Here is a 25,807-nt window from a genome sequence, read left to right on the forward strand (position 1 = left end):
GCAACCGCGTCCCACGAACTGGAACGCCTTTCACCCACCAGTGCGACCACACAAGATGCAAAGCTCTCGACCCCTGGGGCTGAAGCCCTGCACCCCTCCAGAGCTGAAGCCCTTCAGGTTTTCAAAGCAACGCCACCACAGCAGGGACACCACGGACTCAACGCGCCCGGAAGCCACGCAAGTCCTGGACGGTCGTCGGGAACGCCACGCAACCGGACCACCCCCTCGCCTGAGTACGAATCCGCCGCGCCGATCCCCCGTGGGTGCTGACTCTGGCCCGCAGCGACCAGGTCGCGGCCACTGATGGCCGAACAGACGGGAGATCCGAACGGCGGATTCGTATCCAGGCGAGGGGGTGGTCGTCTTGCGTAGCGTCCCCGACGACCGTCCAAGACCCGGCAGCCTTCCAGGCACGCGCACTCCGTGCTCACCCTGCCGTGGTTCCGTTGCTCCAAAACCAAGAAGCGCGAAGCCGCGAACCGGGAGCCACAGGAGCACGACACCCATCCCCCGAGACTGAAGCCCTTCAGGTTTTCAACGCAACGCCACCACAGCAGGGACACCACGGACTCAACGCACCCGGAAGCCACGCAAGTCCTGGACGGTCGTCGGGAACGCCACGCAACTGGACCACCCCCTCGCCTGAGTACGAATCCGCCGCACCGATCCCCCGTGGGTTCCGACTCTGGCCCGCAGCGACCAGGTCGCGGCCACTGATGGCCGAACAGACGGGAGATCCGAACAGCGGATTCGTACCCAGGCGATGGGGTGGTCGTCTTGCGTAGCGTCCCCGACGACCGTCCAAGACCTGGCAGCCTTCCAGGCACGCGCACTCCGTGCTCACCCTGCCGTGGTCCCGTTGCTCCAAGAACCGACGGGACACCAGTCAGGCAGCGATCAGCGACAGCCGTAGCGTCGGTGGCCCGCTAAAGCGCCCCCAGCACGTCGGCCACGAGGTCGGCCGCGTCCTCGCACCCGGCCGACAGGCGGACCAGCCCCTCCGGCACCGGGTCGCCCCACTGGGCGCGCCGGTCCGCCGTCGTGTGCAGGCCGCCGAAACTCGTGGCGGGCGCGACCAGCGCGGACCGCTCCAGGAAGCGCTCCACCGCCGCGGCGTCCCGCAGCTCGAACGTCAGCACCCCGCCGAACCGCCGCATCTGCCGGGACGCCAGGGCGTGCGCCGGGTCGTCCGCCGCGCCGGGCCACCGCAGCCCCGACACCGCCGGGTGCCCCCGCAACGCCTCGTACAGCGCCGCCGCGTTCTCCGCCTGCCTCGCCAGCCGCAGGTCCAGCGTGCCCAGCCCCCGGTGCGCCAGCCACGCCTCGAACGGACCGGGGATCGCGCCACCGACCGTCCGGGCCGTGCGCAGCCGCTCCGCCAGGCCCTCGTCCACCGTGGACACGTGGCCGAGCAGCACGTCGCTGTGCCCGGCGACGGCCTTCGTGTCGCTGCACACCACGACGTCCGCGCCCAGCGCCAGTGGCCGCTGCCCCAGCGGTGTCGCGGTCGTGTTGTCCACCGCCAGCAGCGCGCCGGCCGCGTGCGCCGCACCGGCCAGCGCGGCGATGTCGCACACGTCCAGGCCGGGGTTGGACGGCGACTCCACCAGCACCAGCCGCACCCCGTCGAACGACGGGTACGGCCCCGCCGTGGGCGCCTCGACCACCTCGACCGGCATCCCGGCCACCAGCGTCCGGGTCAGGAAGTACCCGTCGCCGGGCAGCACCACGGTGTCGCCGGGCGACAGCACCTCGCGCAGCAGCGCGGAGACCGCCGCCATCCCGGACGGGAACAGCACGGCCGTGCCGCCGTCCAGGTCGCCCAGCGCGGTCTCCAGCGCTCGCCACGTCGGGTTGTGCGGCCGGCCGTAGGTGTCGTCGCCGCCCAGGTGGTAGGCCGACGCGAACACCGGTCCCGCCAGGAACGGCTCGCCGACCGCGGCCGGCGTCGAGTGCACGACCCGCGTGCCGTCGCCCAGGTCCCCGGTCACTGCCGCTCCGCCTTCCGCTCGCGCTCCAGCAGCGCCGCCGTCAGCGCGCGCGGGTCCAACCCCTCGTGGCACACCCGGTGCACGCCGTCGGTGATCGGCATGTCCACGCCGATCCGCGCGGCGAGCTCCCGGATCGACGAGCACGACTTGACGCCCTCGGCGACCTGGCCGTGCGCGGCCTCCTGCGCCCGCGCCACGGTGTCGCCCCGGCCCAGCCGCTCACCGAACGACCGGTTCCGCGACAGCGGCGACGCGCAGGTCGCCACCAGGTCGCCCAGCCCGGCGAGGCCGGCCAGCGTCAGCGGGTCCGCGCCCAGCGCCGCGCCCAGCCGCGCCGTCTCCGCCAACCCGCGCGTGATGATCGACGCCATCGTGTTGTCGCCGAAGCCGAGCCCGGCCGCCATGCCGCACGCGAGCGCGATGACGTTCTTGCACGCGCCGCCGAGTTCGCAGCCGACCACGTCCACGTTGGTGTAGGGCCGGAAGTACGCGTTCGAGCACGCGTGCTGGAGCTCCACCGCCCGGTCGTGGTCGGTGCACGCGATCACGGTCGCGGTCGGCTGCTCGGCCGCGATCTCCTTGGCCAGGTTCGGCCCGGACACCACCGCGACCCGGTCCTCGGGCACCTCGGCGACCTCGCGGATCACCTCGCTCATCCGCTTCAGCGTGCCCAGCTCCACGCCCTTGGCGAGGCTGACCAGCGTCGAGTCCGGCGGCAGCGCCGAGCGCCACCGGGCCAGGTTGGCCCGCAGGGTCTGGCTCGGCACGCCCAGCACCACCGCCCGCGCGCCGTCCAGCGCCTTGCCCGCGTCCGCCGTCGCCACCAGGTTCGGTGGCAGCACGGTCGTCGGCAGGTAACCGGAGTTCACCCGCGACCGGGTGATCTCGTCGGCCACCTCCGGCCGCCGCGCCCACAGCACCACGTCGGTGCCCGAGTCGGCCAGCACCTTCGCGAAGGCCGTGCCCCACGACCCCGCACCCATCACCGCGACGCGCTCCACGTCAGCCCTTCTTCGAGTAGAAGCCGTCGGGCGCGGCCTCCTGGCGGATGTCCGCGAGGAGGTCCTTCACCTCGCCCATGAGCACGTCGGTCACCTCGCGCAGCAGGCCGAGCGTCTGCGGTCGCCCCCGGTACGCCGACAGGTCGACCGGTTCGCCGACCTTCGTGACCACGGTCTTGCGCGGGAACGGGCGGAACTTCTTCCGGTAGTGGTCGTAGACGTCGCGGGTGCCCCAGCGGGCGGCCGGGATGACCGGCACGTCGTGCTCCAGCGCCAGCCTGGCCACGCCGGTGCGCGAGCCCATCGGCCAGCCGTCCGGGTCGCGGGTGATGGTGCCCTCCGGGTAGATGACGACCACCAGCCCGTTCTCCAGGGCCTCGTGCGCGGCACGCAGGCTCTGCTGGGCGTCGGCGGTGCCCCGGTAGACGGGGATCTGCCGGGCGCCCTTGATGACCGTGCCGAGCACGGGGACGTTCCACAGGCTGTGCTTGGCCAGGAAGTGCGGCACGCGGCCCTGCTTGTGCGTGAACACCGCGTCGTAGACGGGGTCCAGGTGGGACACGTGGTTCATGACGAGGAGCGCGCCACCCGTCTTGGGGATCCGCTCCGCGCCCTCGTTGCGCCGCCGCGCCATCAGCGCGGTGGCCGGGTAGAAGACCGCCGCGGCGACCCCCACCCAGAAGCCGCCCTTCTCCTTGGCCACAGTTCTCCCTCTCGTCACCCACAGCTCGCGCCTGGAGTCTTCCCCGCGGGCCCGCGGGAGGTCCAGTCGAGGTGTGTCCGGTCGCGCCGCCTCGGCGTCGCGGTTCGACCGCGTGCCGGTCGGCCGCATCGGGGAGTATGGCGGTGTGCGTGCCGACGTGGACCTCGTGGTGCCGGTCAAGACCCTGCAACGGGCGAAGACGCGGCTGGTGGGGGTGACCGACGACCGGCCGGCGCTGGCGCTGGCGTTCGCCCTGGACACCATCGCCGCCGCGCTGCCCGCCGTGCGGGGGGTGCTCGCCATCACCGAGGACCCGGCGGTGGCGGCGGAGCTGCGGGCGATGGGCGTGGCCTCGGTGCCGGGGCCGGAGGGGCTGAACGAGGCGCTGCGGTTCGGGGCGGACGTGCTGCGGCGGCGGGACCGGCGCTCGGTGGTGGGCGCGTTGCAGGCCGACCTGCCCGCGCTGCGGACCGACGAGCTGGCGCGGGCGCTGGCGGCGGCCGAGGGGCGGTCGTTCTGCCCGGACCGGCAGGGCACCGGGACGACGCTGCTGCTGTCCGCGCCGGGCGGGGACCTGGACCCGAGGTTCGGCACGGGTTCGGCGGAGGCGCACGCGCGGGACGCGGTGGCGCTGGTCGGGCCGTGGCCGTCGCTGCGCAACGACGTGGACACGGCGGCCGACCTGGAGCTGGCGGCGGGCCTCGGCCTGGGGCCGCGCACGTGCGAGGCGCTGAGCCCGGTCTGCTGACGCCGGCACCGCGCCCGGCGGGCGGTCGGCCCCGATCACCGGGCGGTGGTGAGCCAGGGCGCGGGCTCACCACCGCCCATGAGGGCCGCCGCTCTGGTCAGCCGCCGGCCGGGTCAGCCGCCGGCGAGGTCCGCCGCCGGCCGCACTCACCACCGGCCGAACGCCGCCGCCGTCGGACGCCGCCGCCGGCCGGGCACGGCGCCGGGCCCCCGCACCGACCGGTCCGCCGGCCGACCGCCCCGCCGAACCCGGCTCCGCCGATGGCCGGGTCGGTCCGGGGCCGGTCGGCCGGCGCCGGGTCGGCGGACCGCGGGTCCGCTAACAGCAGGCCGAACCGTCACCGCAGCCGCGACCGCTCAGCATCGGGCACGCGAACCCGTAGTCCGGGTCCGGGGCCAGCGGCAGTCGCTTCCGCGGTCCGTCGGTCGACCTGGCCGACTCCGTCGACGGCGAGGTCTTCAGCGTCACGTTCGTGTGCGTCTCCTGGGCGTCGTACGCGCCCTTGGTGAGCTTCAGCACCTCCACGCCACGTCCGAAGTCCGCCACGACCACGCGGTCGCGGTGGAAGTACGGCGCCCACGACACCGCGCCCTCCGGCCGCCAGTACGCCACCTGGATCGGGTTCTTCGGGTCGGTGATGTCCAGGAACCGCGTCCCCTGCTCGTACCACGAGTAGGCGACGATCCGCTGCTTCACGTCGAAGTAGTGCGCCGAGCAGAACACGTCCGGGCCGGGCACGGTGCCCTCCTGGTCGTCCGGGCTCCACACGCCGACCGTCTTGAGGGTGAACGGCTTGTCCGGCGTGGCCCGCCACGACTCGCCGTTGGTCGAGCCCTCCAGCGACGAGATCACGAACCGGCCCTGGTCCTTGCACGTCGCCGAGCCGAACGCCTCCTCGGTGTGGAGGAGGAGGCTGCCCGCCGGGTGCTCCCGCGTCGGCCTCGGCCCGTCGGCCAGCGTGCGGCCCACCGGGCGGAACGAGTTGTGCGAGAACGACGTCGGCATGTCCAGCTTCGGCGCCGCGCCACCCGCGTACGGCACCGGGTCGTACGGCGTCGCCTGGCGCACCTTGCCCGTCAACGGGTCGCGGTGCCAGCCGCGCGTGTGGTAGCCGCGGGTGCCGCCGGTGCCCGCCACCCACGCGATGCCCGCGCCGTCCACCTGGACGTCGTGGGTCATGTGCGTCTCGCCCTGGTTGCGGTTGAGGTCGACGTACGTGGTCAGGGTCTTCGGGTTGCGCGGGTCGCGCAGGTCGGTCACGAACACCTTGCCGGACCGGCGGTAGGTGTCCGGGTCGTTGGACGGCGTGCCGTCGTAGCCCGTCGTCCACAGGTACGTGCAGTCGTTGATGCACGTGGTGATGTGGCCGGTGCCCATCTGCGCGAAGTTCAGCAGCTCCAGGTTGGCGGGGTCGGCCGCCGACACGATGTAGACGCCGGTCGGCCGCTCGTTGCCCGGCTGCCTGCCGAACGCGGTGCGCTCCCGCGCCAGGAACACCAGTTTGCGCTTGGGGTCGACGGTGACGTCCTCGTTCTCCCAGAACCGCTGCTCCGGGTCGTCGCCGGGCAGCGCCAGCTCCTTCTTGGTGAGGTGGTCCAGGAGTTTCGGGTCGTCCTGGTTCGTCACGTCGTAGGTCTTGAGGCCGAACGTGCCGCTGACGAACATCACGTCGCGGTGCCGGTACTGCGCGAAGTTGATGGAGATCGCGCCCGCGGTCTCCGGGATCGACTTGCGCAGCTCGACGTTCTTCGCGGCCGGCGCGAGCCCGCCGCTCGGAGCACCGGCCGGCGCCGGCGCGTCCTGCCCGACGGGTGCGCCGGGAGCGGGCGCGGCCGTCGCGCCGCCACAGCCCAGGAAGCCGAGCAGCACCCCGGCGACCACCCCTGCCAGAACCCTCATGCCCGCCGCTCCTTCCGGTAGTGGGGCTATCGCGGAGCGTGGCAGGTCCGCGATCGGCGGCACCACCTCCGATCGGCTACCGTTGCCCGCCGTGGCGGAGCAGGCGACGGTGAGCGCGCACCACCCCGACGGCTCGGCGACCGCGCTGCGCGACGACGGGGTGCTGGTCGACGTGCCCGCCGCCGCGGTGGCCGAGGGCGGGTGGCGGTCGCTGCGGCCCGGTCAGCGCGTCACCCTCGACCGCGGTCCCGACGGCGCGGTCCGGGCGGCCCGTCGCCCGGTGTGACCCGCCACTCGCTGTGACCCGCCACTCGTTGTGACGCGTCCGCCCGGTGTGCGGCGTCCGCCCTTCGGGACGCGCCGCTCGACACCCCGAGCGCGCTGCCGCCCCGGCGCTCCGCGTCCACACTCGGTCACGCGGCGCGCGGTACCCCGACCCTTCGCCACCGCCTCGGAACACCCCCGACGGCCCACTGCGCGACGCCCGCGCAGCACCCCGCGCCACCCCGGTCCGCTGTGACGCGGAGTTCATCTCATCGACGGCTGCGATCGGCGCGTGACCGCCGATTGTGAGGAACAATGCCATTCGTGAGCACGGACAACACCCCCGAGAAGCCCGCGCCCAAGCGACGGACGAGGACGCCGCGGACGCAACCCTCCGCGAGCGCGCCCCGCCGTCGCCCACGTCCGGCCGTCCGACGCGGCGGAACCCGCGCCGCCACCCCGCCGGAGCCGCCGCAGCGCTCGTTCCCCAGCTCACCGCCCGCCGTCACGGCGACCGAGGCGCAGGCCGACCTGCCCGACGACCGGTACTTCAACCGGGAGCTGTCCTGGCTGGACTTCAACGCCAGGGTGCTCGCGCTCGCCGAGGACGCCTCCCAGCCGCTGCTGGAGCGGGCCAAGTTCCTCGCCATCTTCGCCTCGAACCTGGACGAGTTCTACATGGTCCGGGTGGCGGGCCTGAAGCGCCGCGACGAGACCGGCCTGTCCGTGCGCAGCGCCGACGGCCTCACCCCGCGCGAGCAGCTCGCCGCGATCGCCAAGCGCACCCAGGAGCTGGTCGAGCAGCACGCCCGCGCGTTCATCGACCACGTGCAGCCGGAGCTGGAGAAGCACGCGATCTCCATCGTCAACTGGGCCCAGTTGACCGAGTTCGAGCAGCTGCGGCTGTCCAACTACTTCACCGACCAGGTGTTCCCGGTGCTCACCCCGCTCGCGGTGGACGCGGCGCACCCGTTCCCCTACATCTCCGGCCTGTCGCTGAACCTGGCCGTGACCGTGCGCGACCCCGAAGGCGGCGCGGAGCGGTTCGCCCGCATCAAGGTCCCGGACAACGTGCCGCGCCTGGTGCGCGTCGAGCAGGACCGTTCCAGCCCGACGGCGACGTTCCTGCCGCTGGAGGAACTCATCGCCGCGCACCTCGGCGAGCTGTTCGCGGGCATGGAGGTCATCGAGTGCCACGCCTTCCGGGTCACCCGCAACGCGGACCTGGAGGTCGAGGAGGACCAGGACGAGGACCTGCTGAAGTCGCTGGAGCGGGAGCTGGTCCGCCGCCGGTTCGGCCCGCCGGTGCGGCTGGAGATCGCCGACGACATGACCGAGCACATGCTGGAGCGGCTGCTGCGCGAGCTGGAGGTCGACCCGCACGACGTCGTCCAGGTGCCGGGCCTGCTGGACCTGTCGTCGCTGTGGCAGCTCTACAGCGTCGACCGCAAGCAGCTCAAGGACGCGCCGTTCGTGCCCGCCACGCACCCGGCGTTCGGCGAGCGCGAGACGCCCAAGAGCATCTTCGCGACCCTTCGCGAGGGCGACGTGCTGGTGCACCACCCGTACGACTCGTTCTCCACCTCCGTGCAGCGGTTCATCGAGCAGGCGGCGGCCGACCCGCGCGTGCTCGCGATCAAGCAGACGCTGTACCGCACGTCGGGCGACTCCCCGATCGTGGACGCGCTGATCGACGCCGCCGAGGCGGGCAAGCAGGTCGTGGCGCTCGTGGAGATCAAGGCGCGGTTCGACGAGCAGGCGAACATCAAGTGGGCGCGTGCGCTGGAGAAGGCGGGCGTGCACGTCGTGTACGGCCTGATGGGCCTCAAGACGCACTGCAAGACGTCGCTCGTGGTGCGCCAGGAGGGCTCCCGCATCCAGCGGTACTGCCACATCGGCACCGGCAACTACAACCCGAAGACCGCGCGGCTGTACGAGGACATCGGGCTGCTGACCGCCGAGCCGACCATCGGCGCCGACCTGACCGACCTGTTCAACGTCCTCACCGGCTACGCCCGGCAGGACCACTACCGCAGCCTGCTGGTCGCGCCCTACGGCGTGCGGCGGGGCATCGTGGAGCGCATCGAGCGCGAGATCGAGCACGCGCGGGCCGGTGAGCGGGCCGGCGTGCGGATCAAGGTGAACTCGCTGGTGGACGAGCAGGTCATCGACTCGCTCTACCGGGCGTCGCAGGCGGGCGTGCGGGTGGACGTCGTGGTGCGCGGGGTGTGCGCGCTCAAGCCGGGCATCAAGGGCCTGTCGGAGAACATCCACGTGCGCTCCATCCTGGGCCGCTTCCTGGAGCACTCGCGGGTGTTCCACTTCGTCGGCTCCGGCGAGCGCTGGATCGGCAGCGCCGACATGATGCACCGCAACCTCGACCGCCGGGTGGAGGTGCAGGTGCGGGTGACCGACCCCAAGCTCGTCGCGCAGCTCGACGACGTCCTGGACTCGGCGCTGGAGCCGACCACGCGGTGCTGGGTGCTGCGGCCCGACGGGGAGTGGGAGGCGTCGCCGTCCGACGGGAGCCGGGTGCGCGACCACCAGACCGAGCTGCTGCGCGTGCACCGCGCACTCGGGTGATCCGCGCGGCGGGCGCGGTCCTGTGGCGCGACGGCTCCGTCGCCGTCGTGCACCGGCCGCGCTACGACGACTGGTCCCTGCCCAAGGGCAAGCTCGACCCCGGTGAGACCGCGCCGGCGGCGGCGGTGCGCGAGGTGCTGGAGGAGACCGGCTACCGGGCCGTGCTCGGGCGGCACCTGCGGACCGTGGAGTACCCGGCGTTCGGCGAGCGGAAGACCGTCGACTACTTCAGCGCCCGCGCCGAGGGCGGTTCGTTCACGCCCAACGACGAGGTCGACGAGCTGCGCTGGGTGCCGGTGGCGACGGCGTCCGACCTGGTGACCCGCGACGCGGACCGCGAGGTGCTGGCGGCGTTCGCGTCCGCGCCCGCCGACCTGGCGACCGTGCTGCTGGTGCGGCACGCGAAGGCGGGCAAGCGCGACCACTGGCCGGGCGACGACGACCTGCGGCCGTTGAGCTCGGCGGGTCGGCGGCAGGCGGAGGGGCTGCGGTCGATGCTGCCCCTGTGGGCGCCGTCGCGGGTCCACTCCGCGCCGCGCGTGCGGTGCGTGGACACCGTGCGGGGCGTGGCCGACGACGTCGGGGTGGGCGTGCTGCTGGAGCCGAGGCTGTCGGAGGAGGGCTACTGGCCCGACCGCGAGGCGGGGCTGGTCCGGCTGCTGGAGATCGCCGACGGCGTGGGCGTGCCGGTGGTGTGCAGCCAGGGCGGCGTCATCCCGGACGTGGTGTCGACCCTGGCGTCCCTGTCGGGGCTGCCGGTGGCCGAGGTGCCGTGCAAGAAGGGCAGCGTGTGGCTGCTGTCCTTCCGGCGGCCGGAGCCGGGCTGGTCCACATCGGACACGACCGGCAGCTGGCCCCGGCTGGTGTCGGCGCACTACCTCCCGAGCCCCCTGGCGACCCCGCGACCGTGAACCCCCGCCGCGCTGCACGGAGGCGCGGTTTTCCACGGGCACGCGGAATCACTGGGCCGAACGAGTGCCACCCACCCCGCCCGCGCACGGGAGGGACGAAGATGGGCCCCGGCCGGGACAGCGCCCTCCCGCCGGGGCCGACCACGCCCGCCGGCCCGCAACCACGCCCTCCGCCGCACGGCACGGTTCTCACGGCCCTCCCCCGGCGGCCCCTCGTGCCGCTTCGCGTCCTTCGCAGCCGCCACGGCCGGACCCGACGGCCTCCACGGCCTCCACGGCCTCCACGGCCTCCACGGCCAGGAACGCGACCTCTCAGCCACGATCGCGCGAGGCGGGCTGTCGGCCACCTGGGATTGTCGGTGACAAGTGGGAGGACGAGCCCCAGGGGCGCTCCGGACCGGATTGTCGGTAGGCCCGAATGCACGCCGGCGACCCACCCTCGCGGCGGTTCCGGAGGACAGGCCCGCGGGCGGTTCGGGAGCGGTTGGTCCGGGAGCGGTTGGTTCGGGACCCCGCGTCGGCGGTGCTCCGTTCGCTCGGCTTTCCGCGGCCTCACGGGCTCGCTTCGCACCACGCCTCCGCCGATGGCGATTCCGGCGCGCCGACCGATCCCGTTGAGACGCGTTTCCCGCCGGCGGTTCGGTCGTCCCGCCGGAACCCGTTCACCGGCTTTCCACCGACGGCTGTTCGGGTGACGGCATTGCGGCAGGCGGCGTTCCGCCCGGTGACACTCCGTCCCACGCGTGTCGCGCATCCGGCACGGCGCCTCCAATAACAAACCCGCCGGAAGAGGAGTCCGACCGCCAGGAGCCGCCTCAGGCCCGGCAACCCGCATCCCGAAGGCACGTTCCCACCCGAACCAAGCCCGCCACGCCACGAACCCCGAAATCCGCGCCTCAAACCACACTTCCGAAGGCACGCCGACCCCGGTCCTCACACCGAAGCCCACTCCTCGCCGCGCCCACTCCCCGCGCCCACTCCCCTCCGCGCCCATTCCGAAGGCGCAGCCGAACCGCAGGGGTGCGGACGGACACCCCGCGGACACGTCCAGGGCCCGGTACGCGTCCGCACCGGGCCCTGGGCATGGGTTACCGCTTCTCCCTCCGGGCACCGGCCCGGCCGGGACTCACTTCTTCGCCGCGGTCTTTCGCGCCGCCGGCTTCTTGGCCGGGGTGGCCTTCGCCGTGGTCGCCTTCGCGGCCGCCGGCTTCTTCGCCGCCGCCGCCTTCGGGGCGGCCGCCGCCTTCGCCGTCGACGCCTTGGCCGTGGTCGCCTTCGGCGTGGTGGCCTTGGCCGCGCCTGCCGCGGGCTTGGCGGCCGTCGTCGTCTTGGCCGCGGCCGCGGTCCGGCGGGTGGCCGGGGCCTTGGTCGCCGCCGCGGCGGTGCGCGCGGTGGTGGTGCGCGCCGTGCGCGTCGTCGTGGTGCGCGCGGTGGTGCTGCGCGTGGCCGGGGCCTTCGTGGACGCGGCGGACTTCGCGGCGGTGGTCGACTTCGCCGCCGCGGGCTTGGCGGCGGTGGCCTTCGGCAGCTTCTTCGTGCCGCTGATGACGTCCTTGAACGTCGAACCCGCGCGGAACGCGGGAACGTTGGTCTTCTTGACCTTCACGGTCTCACCGGTGCGCGGGTTGCGAGCGGTGCGGGCCGCGCGGGCACGCTTCTCGAAGACACCGAAACCGGTGATGTTGACCTTCTCGCCCTTGTGGACGCTGCGGACGATCACGTCGACGATGCCGTCGACAGCGGCAGCGGCGTTCTTCTTGTCGCCAAGGCGCTCGGCGAGCGCCTCGATGAGCTGGGCCTTGTTCACCTTCAGTCCCTCCCAGGACGCTCACGGCCCTAGTCGGGCCGACTGATGGCCACGGTAAGCCCATATGCAAGGAAATACCAATCGCCACGCCAGATTTTTCGTTGTGGCGTGGGCAATTACGACCTGTCGAGGGACACCGGAACGGCCCTCGCGGGCCCGGTCGGGGCCGGATTCCCGCTGGCAGAGGGGGAATCCGGCCCCTTCGGACTAGCGCACGGGGACCGGTTCGGTGGTGGGCAACCAACCGGGGCGGTTCCGCTCGAACGTGGTGATGTCGTCGGCGTGCCGCAGGGTCAGCGCGATGTCGTCCAAACCCTCCAGCAGCCGCCAGCGGGTGTACTCGTCGATCGAGAAGGGCGCGGTGAAGTCCTTCGCCACAACCGTGTTCCGGGTGAGGTCCACGGTCACCTCGGCGCCGGGGTCGTTCTCCAGGAGCTTCCACAGCAATTCGACATCGGACTGCGCGCACTGGGCGGCCACGAGGCCCTGCTTGCCCGCGTTGCCCCGGAAGATGTCGGCGAACCGGGAGGAGATGACCACCCGGAAGCCGTAGTCCAGCAACGCCCAGACGGCGTGCTCGCGGGAGGAGCCGGTGCCGAAGTCGGGCCCGGCGACCAGCACGCTGCCCGCCCGGAACGGTTCCCGGTTGAGCACGAACTGCTCGTCGCCGCGCCAGGCCGCGAACAGCCCGTCCTCGAAACCCGAGCGGGTGACGCGCTTGAGGTAGACGGCGGGGATGATCTGGTCGGTGTCCACGTTGGACCGGCGCAGGGGCACCCCGACCCCGGTGTGGGTGGTGAACGCTTCCATGGCGACTAGCTCCTCAGACCAGGTCGGCGGGCGACGACAGGGTGCCGCGCACGGCGGTGGCGGCGGCCACGAGTGGCGAGACCAGGTGGGTGCGGCCACCCTTGCCCTGCCTGCCCTCGAAGTTGCGGTTGGAGGTGGACGCGCTGCGCTCACCCGGCTTGAGCTGATCCGGGTTCATGCCCAGGCACATCGAGCACCCGGCCTGCCGCCACTCGGCGCCCGCCGCGAGGAACACCTCGTGCAGCCCCTCGGACTCGGCCTGGGCGCGCACCCGCATGGAGCCGGGCACCACCAGCATTCGGACGCCGTCGGCGACGCGGTGTCCGCGCAGGACGTCGGCGGCGGCGCGCAGGTCCTCGATGCGGCCGTTCGTGCACGAGCCGAGGAAGACGGTGTCGACGTGGATGTCGCGGAGCGGTGTGCCGGGCGCCAGCCCCATGTACGCCAGCGCCTTCTCGGCGGCCACGCGCTCGTTCTCGTCGGCGATGGCGGCCGGGTCGGGCACGCGGTCGGCCAGCGGCAGGCCCTGGCCGGGGTTGGTGCCCCACGTGACGAACGGCGTCAGCTCGTCGGCGTCCAGCCGCACCTCGGCGTCGAACTCGGCGCCTTCGTCGGTGCGCAGCGACTTCCAGTGCTCGACCGCGGCGTCCCAGTCCGCGCCGGTCGGGGCGTGCGGCCGGCCGCGCAGGTAGTCGAACGTGGTCTGGTCGGGCGCGATCATGCCGGCGCGCGCGCCCGCCTCGATGGACATGTTGCAGACGGTCATGCGGGCTTCCATCGACAGCGCCTCGATCGCGCTGCCCCGGTACTCCAGCACGTAGCCCTGGCCGCCGCCGGTGCCGATCCGGGCGATCACGGCGAGGATCACGTCCTTCGCCGTGACGCCCGGCCGCAGCGTGCCGTCGACCGTGATGGCCATCGTCTTGAACGGCTTGAGCGGCAGCGTCTGCGTCGCCATCACGTGCTCGACCTCGGACGTGCCGATGCCGAACGCCAGCGCGCCGAACGCGCCGTGCGTGGAGGTGTGGCTGTCACCGCAGACGACGGTCATGCCGGGCTGGGTGAGCCCGAGCTGCGGGCCGACCACGTGGACGATGCCCTGCTCGGCGTCGCCCATCGGGTGCAGCCGCACCCCGAACTCGGCGCAGTTCTTGCGCAGCGTCTCGACCTGGGTGCGCGACACCGGGTCGGCGATCGGCAGCTCGATGTCGAGCGTCGGGACGTTGTGGTCCTCGGTGGCGATGGTCAGGTCCGGGCGGCGGAGCCGCCTGCCCGACAGGCGCAGGCCGTCGAACGCCTGCGGGCTGGTCACTTCGTGCAGCAGGTGGAGGTCGATGTAGAGCAGATCGGGCTCCGCGCCACTGCCGTGGCGCACCACGTGCGCTTCCCACACCTTCTCCGCGAGCGTGCGGCTCATCGCTATCTCCCAGGATCTGGACAGTCGATAGATCTGGACTTCCCAGACAGTGGGAAGTTAGTATCGGCTTGTGGGACAGCATAGCGGGATCGGCGTGCTGGACAAGGCAGTGGCCGTCTTGAACGCCGTCGCAAAGGATCCGTGTGGGCTCGCCGAGCTGTGCAACCGGACGGGGTTGCCGCGCGCGACCGCGCACCGGTTGGCCGTGGGGCTAGAGGTGCACCGGTTGCTGCGACGGGGTTCCGACGGCCGGTGGCGTCCGGGCGCGGCACTGGCGGAATTGGCGGGCGGGGCCACGGACCCGTTGCTCGACGCGGCGTCCTCGGTGCTGCCGAGGCTCCGCGACATCACGGGCGAGAGCGTGCAGCTGTACCGCCGGGATGGAATGCAGCGCGTCTGCGTGTCGTCGGCGGAGCCGCCGAGCGGGCTGCGCGACACCGTCCCGGTGGGTGCGCGGCTGCCGATGACGGCGGGTTCGGGCGCGAAGGTGCTGGCGGCGTGGGCCGACCCTGGCACGCAGCGCGGCGTCCTGGCCGACGCGGTCTACGGCGAGCGCACCCTCCTGGAGGTCCGCCGCCGAGGCTGGGCGCAAAGCGTGGCGGAACGCGAGCCGGGCGTGGCCAGCGTCTCGGCCCCGGTCCGCGACAGCACCGGCGCCGTAGTGGCCGCGGTGTCCGTCTCGGGCCCCATCGACCGCATGGGCCGCCGCCCAGGGGCCCGCTGGGCAGCCGACCTGCTGGCCGCAGCGGAAGCCCTGCAATCCCGCCTATAACCCCGACCCGCCTTCGCCGCGCCCTGCCACACTCGCGCACCACCCGCCAGGCAGGGCGCGGCCCGGAACCTCCATACGAACACCGACCCGCGAAACACGCCCCGACCGGCCCCGAAACCGCGCACAGGCACCCCCAGCCAGACACCCCAGCCGGGGTCCGGGGCAGGCGCCCCGCCGGGGGTCCGGGGGCGGGAGCCCTCCGGCCGGGGTCCGGGGGTAGGACCCCCGGAACAAATGCGAAAGATCCCCGTGTCGCCGCAGCGACACAGGGATCTCCCCGATCTGTAGCCCCGATGGGATTCGAACCCACGCTACCGCCTTGAGAGGGCGGCGTCCTAGGCCGCTAGACGACGGGGCCCCAGGTGGTTCGACCTGGCCGACTGGCCCGATCTCGCCGGTATTCGGTTTATCTTGCTGCGGTAGCCTACCACATCTATTTCCTACCGCTAGCAGCTGGGGTACCAGGACTCGAACCTAGACTAACTGAACCAGAATCAGTCGTGCTGCCAATTACACCATACCCCATTGGCTTTCCGATCAACTTCCTCGCAACCGGGGCTGTCGAGGGGCTGTCCGTTCCGCCGGGAGGAATAGTAGACCAAGTACCCGGCGGAACGGAAATCGGGGTCAGGCCGAGGCCGCCGACAGCTCGCAGACCAGCAGTTCCGGCAGCTCAGCGAGGCTGCTGATGGCGGCGATGCCGGCGGGCAGCGCGCCCTCGCGCGGGCCCTGCCGGTTCAGCCACACGCCCTTCATGCCCGCGTCGCGCGCGCCGATGGCGTCGGCGTGGAGGCGGTCGCCGATGTGCACGGTGTCACCCTGCGGCACCCCGAGGTCGGCGCACGCGGTGTCGAAGATCACGCGGTCCGGTTTGGCCGCGCCCACTTCACCCGCGATGAGCACGGTGTCGAAATACTGCGCCAGGCCGAGGGCCGCGATCTTCACTCGTTGGTGTCTGCCGGACGCGTTGCTGACGGCCGCGAGCGGCAATCCGGTCGCGCGCAGCCATTCCAGGCACGGCACCACGTCCGGGAACAGCCGCCAGCCCGCCGCGAGCACTTCCTGCCGGAACAACTCGCGCCGGGTCGCCTCGGTCAGGTCGAGTTCCTCGCCCAGCGCGGCGAAGAAGGCGCGGGTGCGGATGTTGCGCATGGACTCGTATTCCAGCTCGCCCGCGAGCAGCCGGGAACAGTGTTCATCGGTGATGCGCTGCCACAGCGACCAGTTGTCGGCGTTGCCGACCATCGCGGCGAGCGCGGCCCGCGATGAGGTGCTGTAGTCGACGAGCGTGTCGTCCACATCGAGGCTCACCGCGCGGATCTCGCCGGTTCTCCGGGGGGTGAAAGTCGGGGCTGCGGTTGTCACCCAGTGAGGCTAGGTGCGCACGCCCCCCGTCCGACTCGACCAGAGAGGTGATATCTCGGGGTTCTTGCACGGTCAAGCACCCCTGAAGCCGCCGATCGAACCAGTCAGCTTGCCCCGAGCGCCCGCCGCAAGCGACCGATCGAGCGATCCCGGCCCACCAACTCCATCGATTCGTACAGCGGTGGCGAGACGGTACGGCCCGTCACGGCGACCCGGATCGGCGCGTACGCCTTGCGCGGCTTGAGGCCGAGTCCGTCCACAAGGGACGTCTTCAGCGCCTCCTCGATGGACGCCGCCGTCCAGTCCTCCAGCGACTCCAGAGCGGTGATACCCGCCGTCAGCACGGGACGCGCGTCCTCGCCCAGCGCCTTCGCCGCCGACTCCTCCTCCGGCGCGAACGACTCCTCGTCCGTGAAGAGGAAGCGCACCATGCCGGACGCCTCGGAGAGCACCACCAAGCGCTCCTGCACGAGGGGGGCCACCCCGCGCAGCGTGGCCAGCTCCTCCTCGGTGGGGTCCACCAGGAGGCCGTCGGCCGCCAGGTACGGCAGCACGCGGCTGACGAAGTCCTCCGCGGACAGCGCGCGCAGGTGCGTGGCGTTGATCGCCTCGGCCTTCTTCAGGTCGAACCGGGCCGGGTTGGCGCTGACCTTCTCCAGGCTGAACGCCTCGACCAGCTCGGCCACCGAGAACACGTCCCGGTCGTCCGCGATGGACCAGCCCAGCAGCGCGAGGTAGTTGAGCAGGCCCTCGGGCAGGAAGCCGCGTTCCCGGTAGTGGAACAGGTTCGACTGCGGGTCTCGCTTGGAGAGCTTCTTGTTGCCCTCGCCCATCACGTAGGGCATGTGCCCGAAGCGCGGGGTGAAGTCCGTCACGCCGATCCGCCTCAGCGCGGCGTAGAGGCCGAGCTGGCGCGGCGTGGACGGCAGCAGGTCTTCGCCGCGCAGCACGTGCGTCACGCGCATCAGGGCGTCGTCCACCGGGTTGGTGAACGTGTACAGCGGGTCCCCGTTGGCGCGCACGAGCACCGGGTCGGGCGTCGCGCCCGCCTTGAACGTGATCTCGCCGCGGATCAGGTCGTCCCAGGTGAAGTCCTCGTCGGGCAGCCGCAGGCGCAGCACCGGCTCCCGGCCCTCGGCGCGGAACGCGGCCTTCTGCTCGTCGGTGAGGTCGCGGTCGTACCCGTCGTAGCCGAGCTTGGGGTCCTGGCCGGCGGCCTTGCGCCGCTCCTCGACCTCGGCGGGCGTGGAGAACGACTCGTACAGCTCCCCCGCGTCGAGCAGCCTGCGCGCGATGTCGGCGTAGATGTCGCGGCGCTCGCTCTGGCGGTACGGGCCGTGCGGTCCGCCGACCTCGGGGCCCTCGTCCCAGTCGAGGCCGAGCCAGCGCATGGCGTCCAGCAGCTGCTCGTACGACTCCTGCGAGTCGCGGGCCGCGTCGGTGTCCTCGATGCGGAACACCATCGAACCGCCGGTGTGGCGTGCGTAGGCCCAGTTGAACAGTGCGGTGCGGATCATGCCCACGTGCGGCGTGCCGGTCGGCGACGGGCAGAAGCGGACGCGGACCTCTGGGGTGACTGCTGATGCGCTCATGACCCGATCAGCGTATCCGCCTTGACCGGCCTCGCCGACAGGAGCATCCTGAACTTATTCAACTACTGTTGAAAACGAGGTGGGGACATGGAGAAGACCACGGTCGCGGTCATCGGGGGAGGACCGGCGGGGATGGTGTTCGCGCTGCTCATGGCACGTGCGGGCGTCGAGGTCACGGTCCTGGAGAAGCACGGCGACTTCCTGCGCGACTTCCGCGGCGACACGGTGCACGCGTCCACGCTGACGCTGCTGGACGAGCTGGGGCTCGGCCCGTCGTTCGCCGAGGTGCCGCACCAGCTCGTGGACAAGGCGCAGGTGCTGCTGGACACGGGCCCGGTCACGATGGCCGACCTGTCGCGGCTGCGCGGGCCGCACAAGCACATCGCGTTCGTGCCGCAGTGGGACTTCCTCGACCTGCTCGCCGACGCGGGCAAGCGGGAGCCCGCGTTCACGCTCCGGATGAACGCCGAGTTCACCGGCCTGCGCCGCACCGGCGGGCGGGTCACGGGCGTCCGCTACCGCACGCCCGAGGGCGAGGCGACGCTGAGCGCCGACCTCGTGGTGGCGGCCGACGGCCGGCACTCGGCGGTGCGGCGGGAAGCCGGCCTGCCGGTGCGCTCGTTCGGCGCGCCGATGGACGTGTGGTGGTTCCGCGTGCCGCGGGTCGAGGGGGAGCACAGCGGCGGCCTGGCCCGGTTCGCGCGCGGCACGGCCCTGGTGATGATCCCGCGCGGCGACTACTACCAGTGCGCGTTCCTCATCCGGAAGGGGACGGACGAGCAGTTGCGCGCGGAGGGCGTCGAGGCGTTCCGCGCCCGCGTGGTGAAGCTCGTCCCGTGGCTGGCGGGGCGCATGGCGACCGTCGGGTCGCTGGACGACGTGAAGCTGCTCGACGTGAAGCTCGACCGGCTGGGGCGGTGGCACGCCGACGGCGTCCTGTGCATCGGCGACGCCGCGCACGCCATGTCGCCTATCGGCGGCGTCGGCATCAACCTGGCCGTGCAGGACGCGGTGGCCGCGGCGGCGATCGTGGCGGCGCCCGCCCGCCGGGGCCGGATCACGCCCGACGTGCTGGCGAAGGTGCGGCGCAGGCGGTGGCTGCCGACCGTGCTGACGCAGGCCGTCCAGCGGCGCATCCAGGACGCGTTCCTGCGGCCGACGCTGACCGGCGCGTCGGCGGGCACGACCGGGCGGGTGCCGCGGCCGGTGGCGCTGATGCAGCGGTTCCCGTGGTTGCAGGTGGTGCCGGCGTACCTGTTCGGGGTCGGGCTGCGGCCGGAGCACGCGCCGCCGTTCGCCCGCCGGGCGCCGGAGCGCATCGCGCGGAGCTGACGAGGGCCGGGTGACGCCGGGGCGGTCCCGCTGGGGGTGGGCCGCCCCGCGTCACGTCGGGGAGAACCGACTCCCCGGCCGATCCCCGTGCCGGCCGGCCGCGGGCACGGGGATCAGCGGCGGCCCACCGTATTGGTCAGCGTGCCGAGCCCCTCCACCGTCACCGAGACGGTCTGCCCGGCGGACAGCGGCCCGACGCCGGCGGGCGTGCCGGTGAGGATCACGTCCAGCGGCCGCAGGGTCATCACCGAGGAGATGTACTCGATCAGCTCCGGGACGTCGTGCAGCAGCGCCGAGGTCCGCGAGTCCTGCCGCACCTCGCCGTCCACCTCGGTCCGGATCGCCACGTCGGTCGGGTCGAACTCGGTCTCCACCCACGGCCCGAGCGGGCAGAAGGTGTCGAAGCCCTTGGCGCGCGTCCACTGCCCGTCGGACTGCTGGAGGTCGCGCGCCGTCACGTCGTTGGCGATTGTGCAGCCGAGGATCGACTGCCGGGCGCGGGACGCCGGGATGTCCCGCCCGCCCACGCCGACGACGACGGCCAGCTCGCCCTCGAAGTCGACCCGCTCGGACACCGCCGGGAGCTTGATCTCCGCGTTCGGCCCGATCACCGCGGTGTTGGGCTTGAGGAACAGCAGCGGCTCGCGCGGCGCGTCGTTGCCGAGTTCCGCGGCGTGCTCGGCGTAGTTCCGGCCGACGCCCACGATCTTGGGCGGCAGGAACGGCGCGAGCAGCCGGACCTCGGACAGCGGCCACCGGCGTCCGGTGAACTTGGGGTTCGCGAACGGGTCGTCGGCGATCTCGACGGCGGTCAGGTCGTCACCCTCGCCTTCGATCGCGGCGAAAGCGAGGCCATCCGGACGAGCGATACGGGCGATGCGCACGGGAATCACCCTAACCGGCGGCTTGTGCGGGCACCCGGCGTCCCTAGCGTCGAACCATGCGAACCCTGCTGCCAGTCCTCTTCGCGTTCCTCGCGCTCGTCGCGACGGCGATGCCCGCCTCGGCGACGCCCGCCTCAGCGACGCCCCCCTCGGCGACGCCCGCCTCGGCGGCGACACCGCTGGAGGCGGGCACCGCCCTCACCGGCCCCGGAGGCGGCCGGTGCGTCAACGGCTTCAACGTCCGGGGCCACCTGCTGGTCTCGGCGCGCTGCGCGGGCGCGGGCGGCGTCGTGCGCGGGCCGGGCGGTGGCGTCATCGGTCCCGTCACCGCCGTCCGCGACGTCTACGGCGTCGTGCGCGTCGCCGACCCCTCGGCCTGGGACCAGCTGCCCCGCGTGGCCGGCCTGTCGACGCCCGTCGCGGGCGCGGCGGAGGCCCCGGTCGGCGCGACGGTGTGCGCGGCGGGCCGCCGCACCGGCTGGCACTGCGGCACGGTGCAGGCGAAGAACCAGTCGGTCCACTACCCCGAGGGCACCATCACCGGGCTGACCCGCGCGAACCTGTGCGTCCAACCCGGTGACGACTGGCTGCCGGTGGTGAGCGGCGACCAGGCCCAGGGCCACCTCGTGGGCGGCTCCGGCTGCACGGCGTACTTCTACCCCGTCAATCGCATCCTGGCGGCGGAGGGCTTCACGCTCGTGACGGCGTGACGCGGCTCGCCTTGTGCGCCAGCGCGTCGCACAGGGCGAGCCAGCTCGCCTCCACGATGTTGCCGTGGACGCCGACGGTGGTCCACTCGCGCTCGCCGTCGGTGGACTCCACCAGCACGCGGGTGACGGCGTCGGTGCCGTGCTCGGCCGCCCGGTGCGGCCGGTTGAGGATGCGCACCTTGTAGTCGTTCAGCTGCACGCTGTCCAACCAGGACAGGTGCGGCAGCAGCGCCTTGCGCAGCGCCGCGTCCAGCGCGTGCACCGGCCCGTTGCCCTCGGCGGTGGCGATCACCCGCTCGCCCGCGACGTGCACCTTCACCGTCGCCTCGGACACGATCGTCCCGTCGTGGGTGTGGTCGAGCACCACGCGGTAGGACTCCAGCGCGAACGGCGGGCTGTCCAGTTCGGACAGCTGGTCCTTGAGCAGCAGCTCCAGCGACGCGTCGGCGGCCTCGAACGACCAGCCGCCCGCCTCCAGCTCCTTCACCCTGCGCACGGCGCTGGTCAGCGCCTCGGGCCGACGGGCCAGGTCAATCCCGAACTCACGTCCCTTGAGTTCGAGGCTGGCCCGGCCCGCCATCTCGGTGACCAGCACCCGCATGTCGTTGCCGACGGTGTCCGGATCGATGTGGTTGTACAGCTCCGGATCGACCTTGATCGCGCTCGCGTGCAGCCCCGCCTTGTGGGCGAAGGCCGACGACCCGACGTACGCCTGGTGGGTGTCGGGTGCGATGTTCGCGATCTCGGCAAGGGCATGGGAGACGCGGGTGAGCTCGGCCAGCGATTCGGGCGGTAGCACCGGCAGGCCGAGCTTGGTCACGAGGTTCCCGACGACGGCGAACAGGTCCGCGTTGCCCGCTCGCTCGCCGTAGCCGTTGGCGGTGCACTGGACGTGGGTCGCCCCCGCCTGCACCGCGGCGACGGTGTTGGCCACCGCGCAGGACGTGTCGTCCTGGCAGTGGATGCCGACGCGGAAACCCGTGCGGGCCACCACGTCGGACACGGTCTCGGCCAGCCCCAGCGGGAGTTGGCCGCCGTTGGTGTCGCAGAGGACGACGACGTCCGCGCCACCCTCCACAGCGGACTCCAGCGTGCGCAGCGCCGTGTCCGGGTCGAACGCGAACCCGTCGAAGAAGTGCTCGGCGTCGAGGAACACCCGGCGGCCCTCGTCGACCAGGAACCGGACGGTGTCGCGGACCATCGCGCGGTTCTCCGCCACGTCGGTCCGCAGCGCGCGCTCGACGTGCCGCCGGTCCGCCTTGGCGACCAGCGTGACGACCGGGGCCTGGCTGTCCAGCAGCGCCCTGACCTGCGGGTCCTGGTCGACCCTCACCCCGGCCTTGCGGGTCGCGCCGAACGCGACGAGCTGCGCGTGCTTCAGCGTCAGGTCGCCCGCGGCGGCCCGCGCGAAGAACTCGGTGTCCTTGGGCAGCGCGCCCGGCCAGCCGCCCTCGATGAAGCCGACGCCGAGCCCGTCCAGCAGCCGCGCGACCGCGAGCTTGTCCGTCACCGAGTAGGAGATGCCCTCGCGCTGGGCACCGTCCCGCAAGGTCGTGTCGTACACGTGGAAGGAATCGCCGAGCGTGGTCACGAGGGTCTCCTAGAAGAACTCGGAAAACAAAAAGACCCCCCGCAGGATGCGAGAGGTCGGCGCGCCGGGTGCGGTGGGACGCACTACCCGGCGCGCTGGGCAATAATGATCACGGCGTGGAGAGCCACGGGTCGGATACTGCCACACGCCGTCCGCGCTGTCCAAGCCACGGACGGGTCGTCCCACACCCTGAGCGGCGGGCAACGCTCGCGAACCCCCGACCGGGTGTCCCACGGGGAGCGCGGACCGGGGCGGGCGCGGCCACCGCGTGCGCCCGGTCCGCCGTGGACCGCTCCGCTCGGTGCCCGCGCGCCGCCGGCGCGGCCCGCCCCGCTCAGCCCCGCGCCAGGAACCGGGCGAACGACTCGATGGCGGCCGGGTTGCGCGGCCCCTCCACGAGCGCCGCGTACGGCAGCACGAAGAACCTCTTGTCCCGGATGGCGGGCACCTCGCGCAGCGGCGCGTGCGACTCCAGGAACGCCTGCTTCTGCGCGGGCGTGGTGGCGTCGCCGTCCGCGTAGTCGTTGATCAGGACGACGTCCGGCGCGCGCGACACCACGGCCTCCCACCCGACCGCGGTCCAGCTGTCGTCCAGGTCGCCGAAGATGTTGTCGCCGCCCGCCTTGCTGATGACGTCCTGCGGCGCGCCGTTCCTCCCCGACGTGAAAGGCTGGTCCAAACCGCTGTCGTACAGGAAGACCTTCGGCCGCGGCTTGCCCTGCAACAACTTCTCCGCGTCGGCGACCTGCTTCCGGTACCCGGCGATCAGCTCCTCGGCCCGGTCGGGCACCCGGAAGATCGCGCCCAGGTTCCGCAGGTCCGTGTAGAGCGCCTCCAGCGGCGGCATGATCCCGCGCTGCTTGCCCACGCCGTTCCGGCACGACTCGGTGAGCAGGTAACTGGCGATCCCCTGCTCCTTCAACACGTCCGGGGTGAAACCGGTGCTCTCGGAGAAGCCGTAGTTCCAGCCGGCGAACACCAGGTCCGCGCCCGCGCCCTGGACGACCTCCTTGTTGATCTTCTCGGCCAGCCGGGGGACCCTGGCGAAGTCCTCCTTCCACGGTGAACCGGCCACGTCGCCCGCCTTGTGGCCCTCCGAGACGACGTAGCCCGCCATCCGGTCGGCGAGCCCCAGCGCGAACATCAGCTCGGTGATGCCGGTGTCGTTCGTGACGACGCGGCTCGGCACCCGGTCGTACGTGACGTCCTGGCCGCAGTTGCGCACGGTGACCTTGGTCTCGCCGGGCTCCTGCTGCGCGATGGTCGCGCCGCAGCCGGTCGTCGACAGGACCAGGGCGAGGGCGACGAGCTTTCTCACGGGATGACCTCCTGGTGCTCGAACAGCAGTTGCGGCACGCCGCTGGTCGGGTGCGGCACGACGTGCGCCTCGACGTGGAACACGTCCCGCAGCACTTGCGGGACGAGCACGTCCGCGGGCTTGCCGCCGGCCACCACCCGGCCGCCGTCCAACACGTGGATGCGGTCGCAGTACGCGGCGGCCAGGTTCAGGTCGTGCAGGACGGTGAGGACGGTGACGCCCAGGCTCCGGGTCAGGGCGAGCACGGCCAGCTGGTGGCTGATGTCGAGGTGGTTGGTCGGCTCGTCCAGCAGCAGCACCTTCGGCTGCTGCGCCAGGGCCCGCGCGATCAGCACCCGCTGGCGCTCGCCGCCGGACAGGCTCAGGTAGCTGCGGTCGGCCAGGTGCGCGACGTCCATCCTGGACAGCGCGTCGGCGCAGATCGCCCGGTCCTCGTCCGTTTCCCGGTCGAACCCGGCCTGGTGGGGCAGCCGGCCCATCGCGACGACCTCGGTCACCGTGAAGTCGAACTCCACGTGGCTGTCCTGGGTGAGCGCGGCCAGCTCGCGCGCGGTGTCGCGGATCGGCACGGCGTGCAGGTCCCGGCCGCCGAGGCGGACCACTCCCCCGGTCGGCCGGAGCGCCCGGTAGAGGCACCGCAGCGTGGTGGACTTGCCGCTGCCGTTGGGCCCGACGATGCCGTGCACCTCGCCGCCGCGCGCGGTCAGCGTGATGTCGTGCAGGATGTGGCGCACGGCGAGCCCGTCCAGTTCGACGTCCATCACTTGCCCCCGAAGACGTAGCCGCGACCGCGCATGAGGAAGACGAAGCAGGGCACGCCCAGCGCCGCCGTGATGACGCCCAGCGGCAGCTCCTCCGGCGCGGCGAGGAGCCGGGCCGCGACGTCGACCCAGATCAGGAAGCACGCGCCGGCCAGGGGCGCGACGGCCAGCACCCGCCGGTGGTCCGCGCCCACGACCAGGCGGACCAGGTGCGGCAGCATCAGGCCGACGAACCCGACCGCGCCGCTGACCGCGACCAGCACGCCGGTCATGGCCGCGGTGACCACGAAGAGGACCTTGCGCAGGCCCGCCACGTCCACGCCCAGGGTGGTGGCGGTCTCGTCGCCCATCGACAGGGCGTTGAGCTGCTTGGCGCGCGTCTGGAGGTAGACCGTGCCCGCGACGACGGTCACCGCCGCCACCGGCAGCGAACCCCACGTCACCCCGCCCAGGCTGCCCAGCAGCCAGAAGATCGCGGCCTGGGCGGCTTCACCGCGCGGCGACTGGAAGATCAGCAGCGTGCTGACGGCGGAGAACCCGTACGCCATCGCGGTGCCGGTGAGCACGAGGCGCAGCGGCGTCAGCCCGCCCCGGCGCGCGGCCAGGTACACCAGGGTCATCGCCGCCAGCGCGGAGAGGAACGCGGCCGTGGACAGGGCGTAGATGCCCAGCGAGGCGAACAGCCCCAGCGTGGCCACCGCCGTGGCGCCGACGCTCGCGCCGGACGAGATGCCCAGCACGTACGGGTCGGCCAGCGCGTTGCGCACCATCGCCTGGATCGCGACGCCCACCACCGCCAGCCCCGCGCCGACGACGGCCGCCAGCAGCACGCGCGGCAGCCGGATGTCCCACACGATCCGGTACGGCCCGGCCTCCTCGGGCGCGATGACGCCGCCGACCGCGGCCTCCTTGAGCAGCCGCAGGACGTCGCCGAACGGGATGCTCACCGGTCCCAGGGCGACACCGCACACGATGGACAGGGCCAGGAGCGCGATCAGCCCGGCGCACAGCCGTTTGGTCACCGGTCGCCTTTCGGACGGGTGGCCGTCGGCACGCAGCCCGGTGGACCGGCGCATCCGTCCCGCAGACCACGGCAGGAGTTGTGCTCGTTTCCGCCGCCTGCGGGTGATCGGGCTCGCCCCCTCGCGGGGACCTACCGTTGCGGGTCAGCGCCGGACTTCGACCGGACTTCCCCCACAGGAGACGCGGGTGACACTACGGGTCATCCCCCGTTCGGGCCACCTCCGGGTGGTGGCTCCGGGCACTCGGGCCGCCGAGTGCCAGGTGACCGGCGCGCGGCAGGTCGGGAACCCGAACGGGGCGCGGGCGGCCGGGGTGTGGGCCGCGC

21 protein-coding genes and 2 tRNA genes are annotated in these 25,807 nt (G+C 72.6%); 7 read left to right on the forward strand and 16 right to left on the reverse strand.

Annotated features, from left to right (window positions below; genetic code table 11):
* Window positions 1-926: 926 nt before the first annotated feature.
* The 3 genes from C8E97_RS29040 to C8E97_RS29050 are packed head-to-tail and all read right to left on the reverse strand — an operon-like array spanning window position 927 to window position 3,695.
* Window positions 927-1,991 (reverse strand): cystathionine gamma-lyase, encoded by a 1,065-nt coding sequence (locus C8E97_RS29040; RefSeq protein ID WP_121008584.1) that lies wholly within the window; start codon window positions 1,989-1,991, stop codon window positions 927-929.
* Window positions 1,988-2,974, reverse strand: a complete 987-nt coding sequence (locus C8E97_RS29045) for an NAD(P)H-dependent glycerol-3-phosphate dehydrogenase (RefSeq protein WP_121012645.1) — start codon at window positions 2,972-2,974, stop codon at window positions 1,988-1,990. The genes C8E97_RS29040 and C8E97_RS29045 overlap by 4 nt, the downstream gene beginning before the upstream one ends.
* A 19-nt stretch (window positions 2,975-2,993) precedes the next feature.
* Window positions 2,994-3,695, reverse strand: coding sequence for a lysophospholipid acyltransferase family protein (locus C8E97_RS29050; protein ID WP_121008586.1), 702 nt, complete (start codon window positions 3,693-3,695; stop codon window positions 2,994-2,996).
* A gap of 145 nt (window positions 3,696-3,840) precedes the next feature.
* Here C8E97_RS29050 and cofC point away from each other — a divergent pair, with 145 nt between their 5' ends.
* The gene (gene cofC / locus C8E97_RS29055; protein ID WP_121012648.1) at window positions 3,841-4,443 is read left to right on the forward strand and encodes a 2-phospho-L-lactate guanylyltransferase; all 603 of its coding nucleotides are present in this window, start codon (window positions 3,841-3,843) and stop codon (window positions 4,441-4,443) included.
* 318 nt (window positions 4,444-4,761) lie between these two features.
* Here cofC and C8E97_RS29060 read toward each other — a convergent pair whose 3' ends face one another.
* Window positions 4,762-6,342, reverse strand: coding sequence for an LVIVD repeat-containing protein (locus tag C8E97_RS29060; protein WP_147455266.1), 1,581 nt, complete (start codon window positions 6,340-6,342; stop codon window positions 4,762-4,764).
* A 91-nt stretch (window positions 6,343-6,433) separates the two neighbouring features.
* Between C8E97_RS29060 and C8E97_RS29065 the strand changes: the two genes are divergently transcribed.
* The 3 genes from C8E97_RS29065 to C8E97_RS29075 all read left to right on the forward strand — a co-directional run bounded on the left by C8E97_RS29065 (window position 6,434) and on the right by C8E97_RS29075 (window position 10,100).
* Window positions 6,434-6,628, forward strand: coding sequence for a cold-shock protein (locus C8E97_RS29065; RefSeq protein ID WP_147455267.1), 195 nt, complete (start codon window positions 6,434-6,436; stop codon window positions 6,626-6,628).
* A gap of 293 nt (window positions 6,629-6,921) precedes the next feature.
* Window positions 6,922-9,189: an RNA degradosome polyphosphate kinase gene (locus C8E97_RS29070; protein ID WP_121008592.1), complete on the forward strand. Its 2,268-nt coding sequence runs from the start codon at window positions 6,922-6,924 to the stop codon at window positions 9,187-9,189.
* Window positions 9,189-10,100 (forward strand): NUDIX hydrolase, encoded by a 912-nt coding sequence (locus C8E97_RS29075; RefSeq protein ID WP_170212170.1) that lies wholly within the window; start codon window positions 9,189-9,191, stop codon window positions 10,098-10,100. The genes C8E97_RS29070 and C8E97_RS29075 overlap by 1 nt, the downstream gene beginning before the upstream one ends.
* Before the next feature lie 1,126 nt (window positions 10,101-11,226).
* On the opposite strand, the gene C8E97_RS29080 is transcribed toward C8E97_RS29075, so the two are convergent.
* The 3 genes from C8E97_RS29080 to leuC all read right to left on the reverse strand — a co-directional run bounded on the left by C8E97_RS29080 (window position 11,227) and on the right by leuC (window position 14,134).
* Window positions 11,227-11,907: an HU family DNA-binding protein gene (locus C8E97_RS29080; protein WP_121008596.1), complete on the reverse strand. Its 681-nt coding sequence runs from the start codon at window positions 11,905-11,907 to the stop codon at window positions 11,227-11,229.
* 207 nt (window positions 11,908-12,114) lie between these two features.
* Complete coding sequence (leuD, locus tag C8E97_RS29085; protein ID WP_121008598.1) at window positions 12,115-12,717, reverse strand: 3-isopropylmalate dehydratase small subunit; 603 nt, start codon at window positions 12,715-12,717, stop codon at window positions 12,115-12,117.
* A gap of 13 nt (window positions 12,718-12,730) precedes the next feature.
* Window positions 12,731-14,134, reverse strand: coding sequence for a 3-isopropylmalate dehydratase large subunit (gene leuC, locus C8E97_RS29090; protein WP_121008600.1), 1,404 nt, complete (start codon window positions 14,132-14,134; stop codon window positions 12,731-12,733).
* A gap of 70 nt (window positions 14,135-14,204) precedes the next feature.
* On the opposite strand from leuC, the gene C8E97_RS29095 reads away from it, so the two are divergent.
* On the forward strand, window positions 14,205-14,906 hold the full coding sequence (locus tag C8E97_RS29095) for an IclR family transcriptional regulator (protein WP_170212023.1): 702 nt from the start codon (window positions 14,205-14,207) through the stop codon (window positions 14,904-14,906).
* Between the two features lie 285 nt (window positions 14,907-15,191).
* On the opposite strand, the gene C8E97_RS29100 is transcribed toward C8E97_RS29095, so the two are convergent.
* The 4 genes from C8E97_RS29100 to gltX form a co-directional block, all read right to left on the reverse strand.
* Window positions 15,192-15,264 (reverse strand) — tRNA-Glu (locus C8E97_RS29100).
* 95 nt (window positions 15,265-15,359) lie between these two features.
* Window positions 15,360-15,431: transfer RNA gene (locus tag C8E97_RS29105), tRNA-Gln, on the reverse strand.
* Window positions 15,432-15,533: 102 nt separating this feature from the next.
* Window positions 15,534-16,217 (reverse strand): HAD family hydrolase, encoded by a 684-nt coding sequence (locus C8E97_RS29110; protein WP_121008602.1) that lies wholly within the window; start codon window positions 16,215-16,217, stop codon window positions 15,534-15,536.
* Between the two features lie 158 nt (window positions 16,218-16,375).
* On the reverse strand, window positions 16,376-17,863 hold the full coding sequence (gene gltX / locus C8E97_RS29115) for a glutamate--tRNA ligase (protein ID WP_121008604.1): 1,488 nt from the start codon (window positions 17,861-17,863) through the stop codon (window positions 16,376-16,378).
* A gap of 87 nt (window positions 17,864-17,950) precedes the next feature.
* Here gltX and C8E97_RS29120 point away from each other — a divergent pair, with 87 nt between their 5' ends.
* A complete protein-coding gene (locus tag C8E97_RS29120) occupies window positions 17,951-19,195 on the forward strand; it encodes an FAD-dependent oxidoreductase (RefSeq protein ID WP_121008606.1) in 1,245 nt (414 codons plus the stop codon).
* Between the two features lie 113 nt (window positions 19,196-19,308).
* On the opposite strand, the gene C8E97_RS29125 is transcribed toward C8E97_RS29120, so the two are convergent.
* A complete protein-coding gene (locus tag C8E97_RS29125; RefSeq protein ID WP_121008608.1) occupies window positions 19,309-20,079 on the reverse strand; it encodes a fumarylacetoacetate hydrolase family protein in 771 nt (256 codons plus the stop codon).
* 56 nt (window positions 20,080-20,135) lie between these two features.
* On the opposite strand from C8E97_RS29125, the gene C8E97_RS29130 reads away from it, so the two are divergent.
* A complete protein-coding gene (locus C8E97_RS29130; protein ID WP_121008610.1) occupies window positions 20,136-20,789 on the forward strand; it encodes a S1 family peptidase in 654 nt (217 codons plus the stop codon).
* On the opposite strand, the gene cimA is transcribed toward C8E97_RS29130, so the two are convergent.
* The 4 genes from cimA to C8E97_RS29150 all read right to left on the reverse strand — a co-directional run bounded on the left by cimA (window position 20,770) and on the right by C8E97_RS29150 (window position 25,535).
* Window positions 20,770-22,380 (reverse strand): citramalate synthase, encoded by a 1,611-nt coding sequence (gene cimA / locus C8E97_RS29135; protein WP_121008612.1) that lies wholly within the window; start codon window positions 22,378-22,380, stop codon window positions 20,770-20,772. The genes C8E97_RS29130 and cimA overlap by 20 nt on opposite strands.
* Before the next feature lie 334 nt (window positions 22,381-22,714).
* Complete coding sequence (locus C8E97_RS29140; protein WP_121008614.1) at window positions 22,715-23,698, reverse strand: ABC transporter substrate-binding protein; 984 nt, start codon at window positions 23,696-23,698, stop codon at window positions 22,715-22,717.
* Complete coding sequence (locus C8E97_RS29145) at window positions 23,695-24,459, reverse strand: heme ABC transporter ATP-binding protein (protein WP_121008616.1); 765 nt, start codon at window positions 24,457-24,459, stop codon at window positions 23,695-23,697. The genes C8E97_RS29140 and C8E97_RS29145 overlap by 4 nt, the downstream gene beginning before the upstream one ends.
* Entirely contained in the window at window positions 24,459-25,535 is a 1,077-nt protein-coding gene (locus C8E97_RS29150; protein WP_121008618.1) for a FecCD family ABC transporter permease, read from the reverse strand. The genes C8E97_RS29145 and C8E97_RS29150 overlap by 1 nt, the downstream gene beginning before the upstream one ends.
* Window positions 25,536-25,807 lie beyond the last annotated feature (272 nt).

Origin of the sequence: Saccharothrix australiensis, from assembly GCF_003634935.1 — a bacterium.
GTDB lineage: Bacteria > Actinomycetota > Actinomycetes > Mycobacteriales > Pseudonocardiaceae > Actinosynnema > Actinosynnema australiense.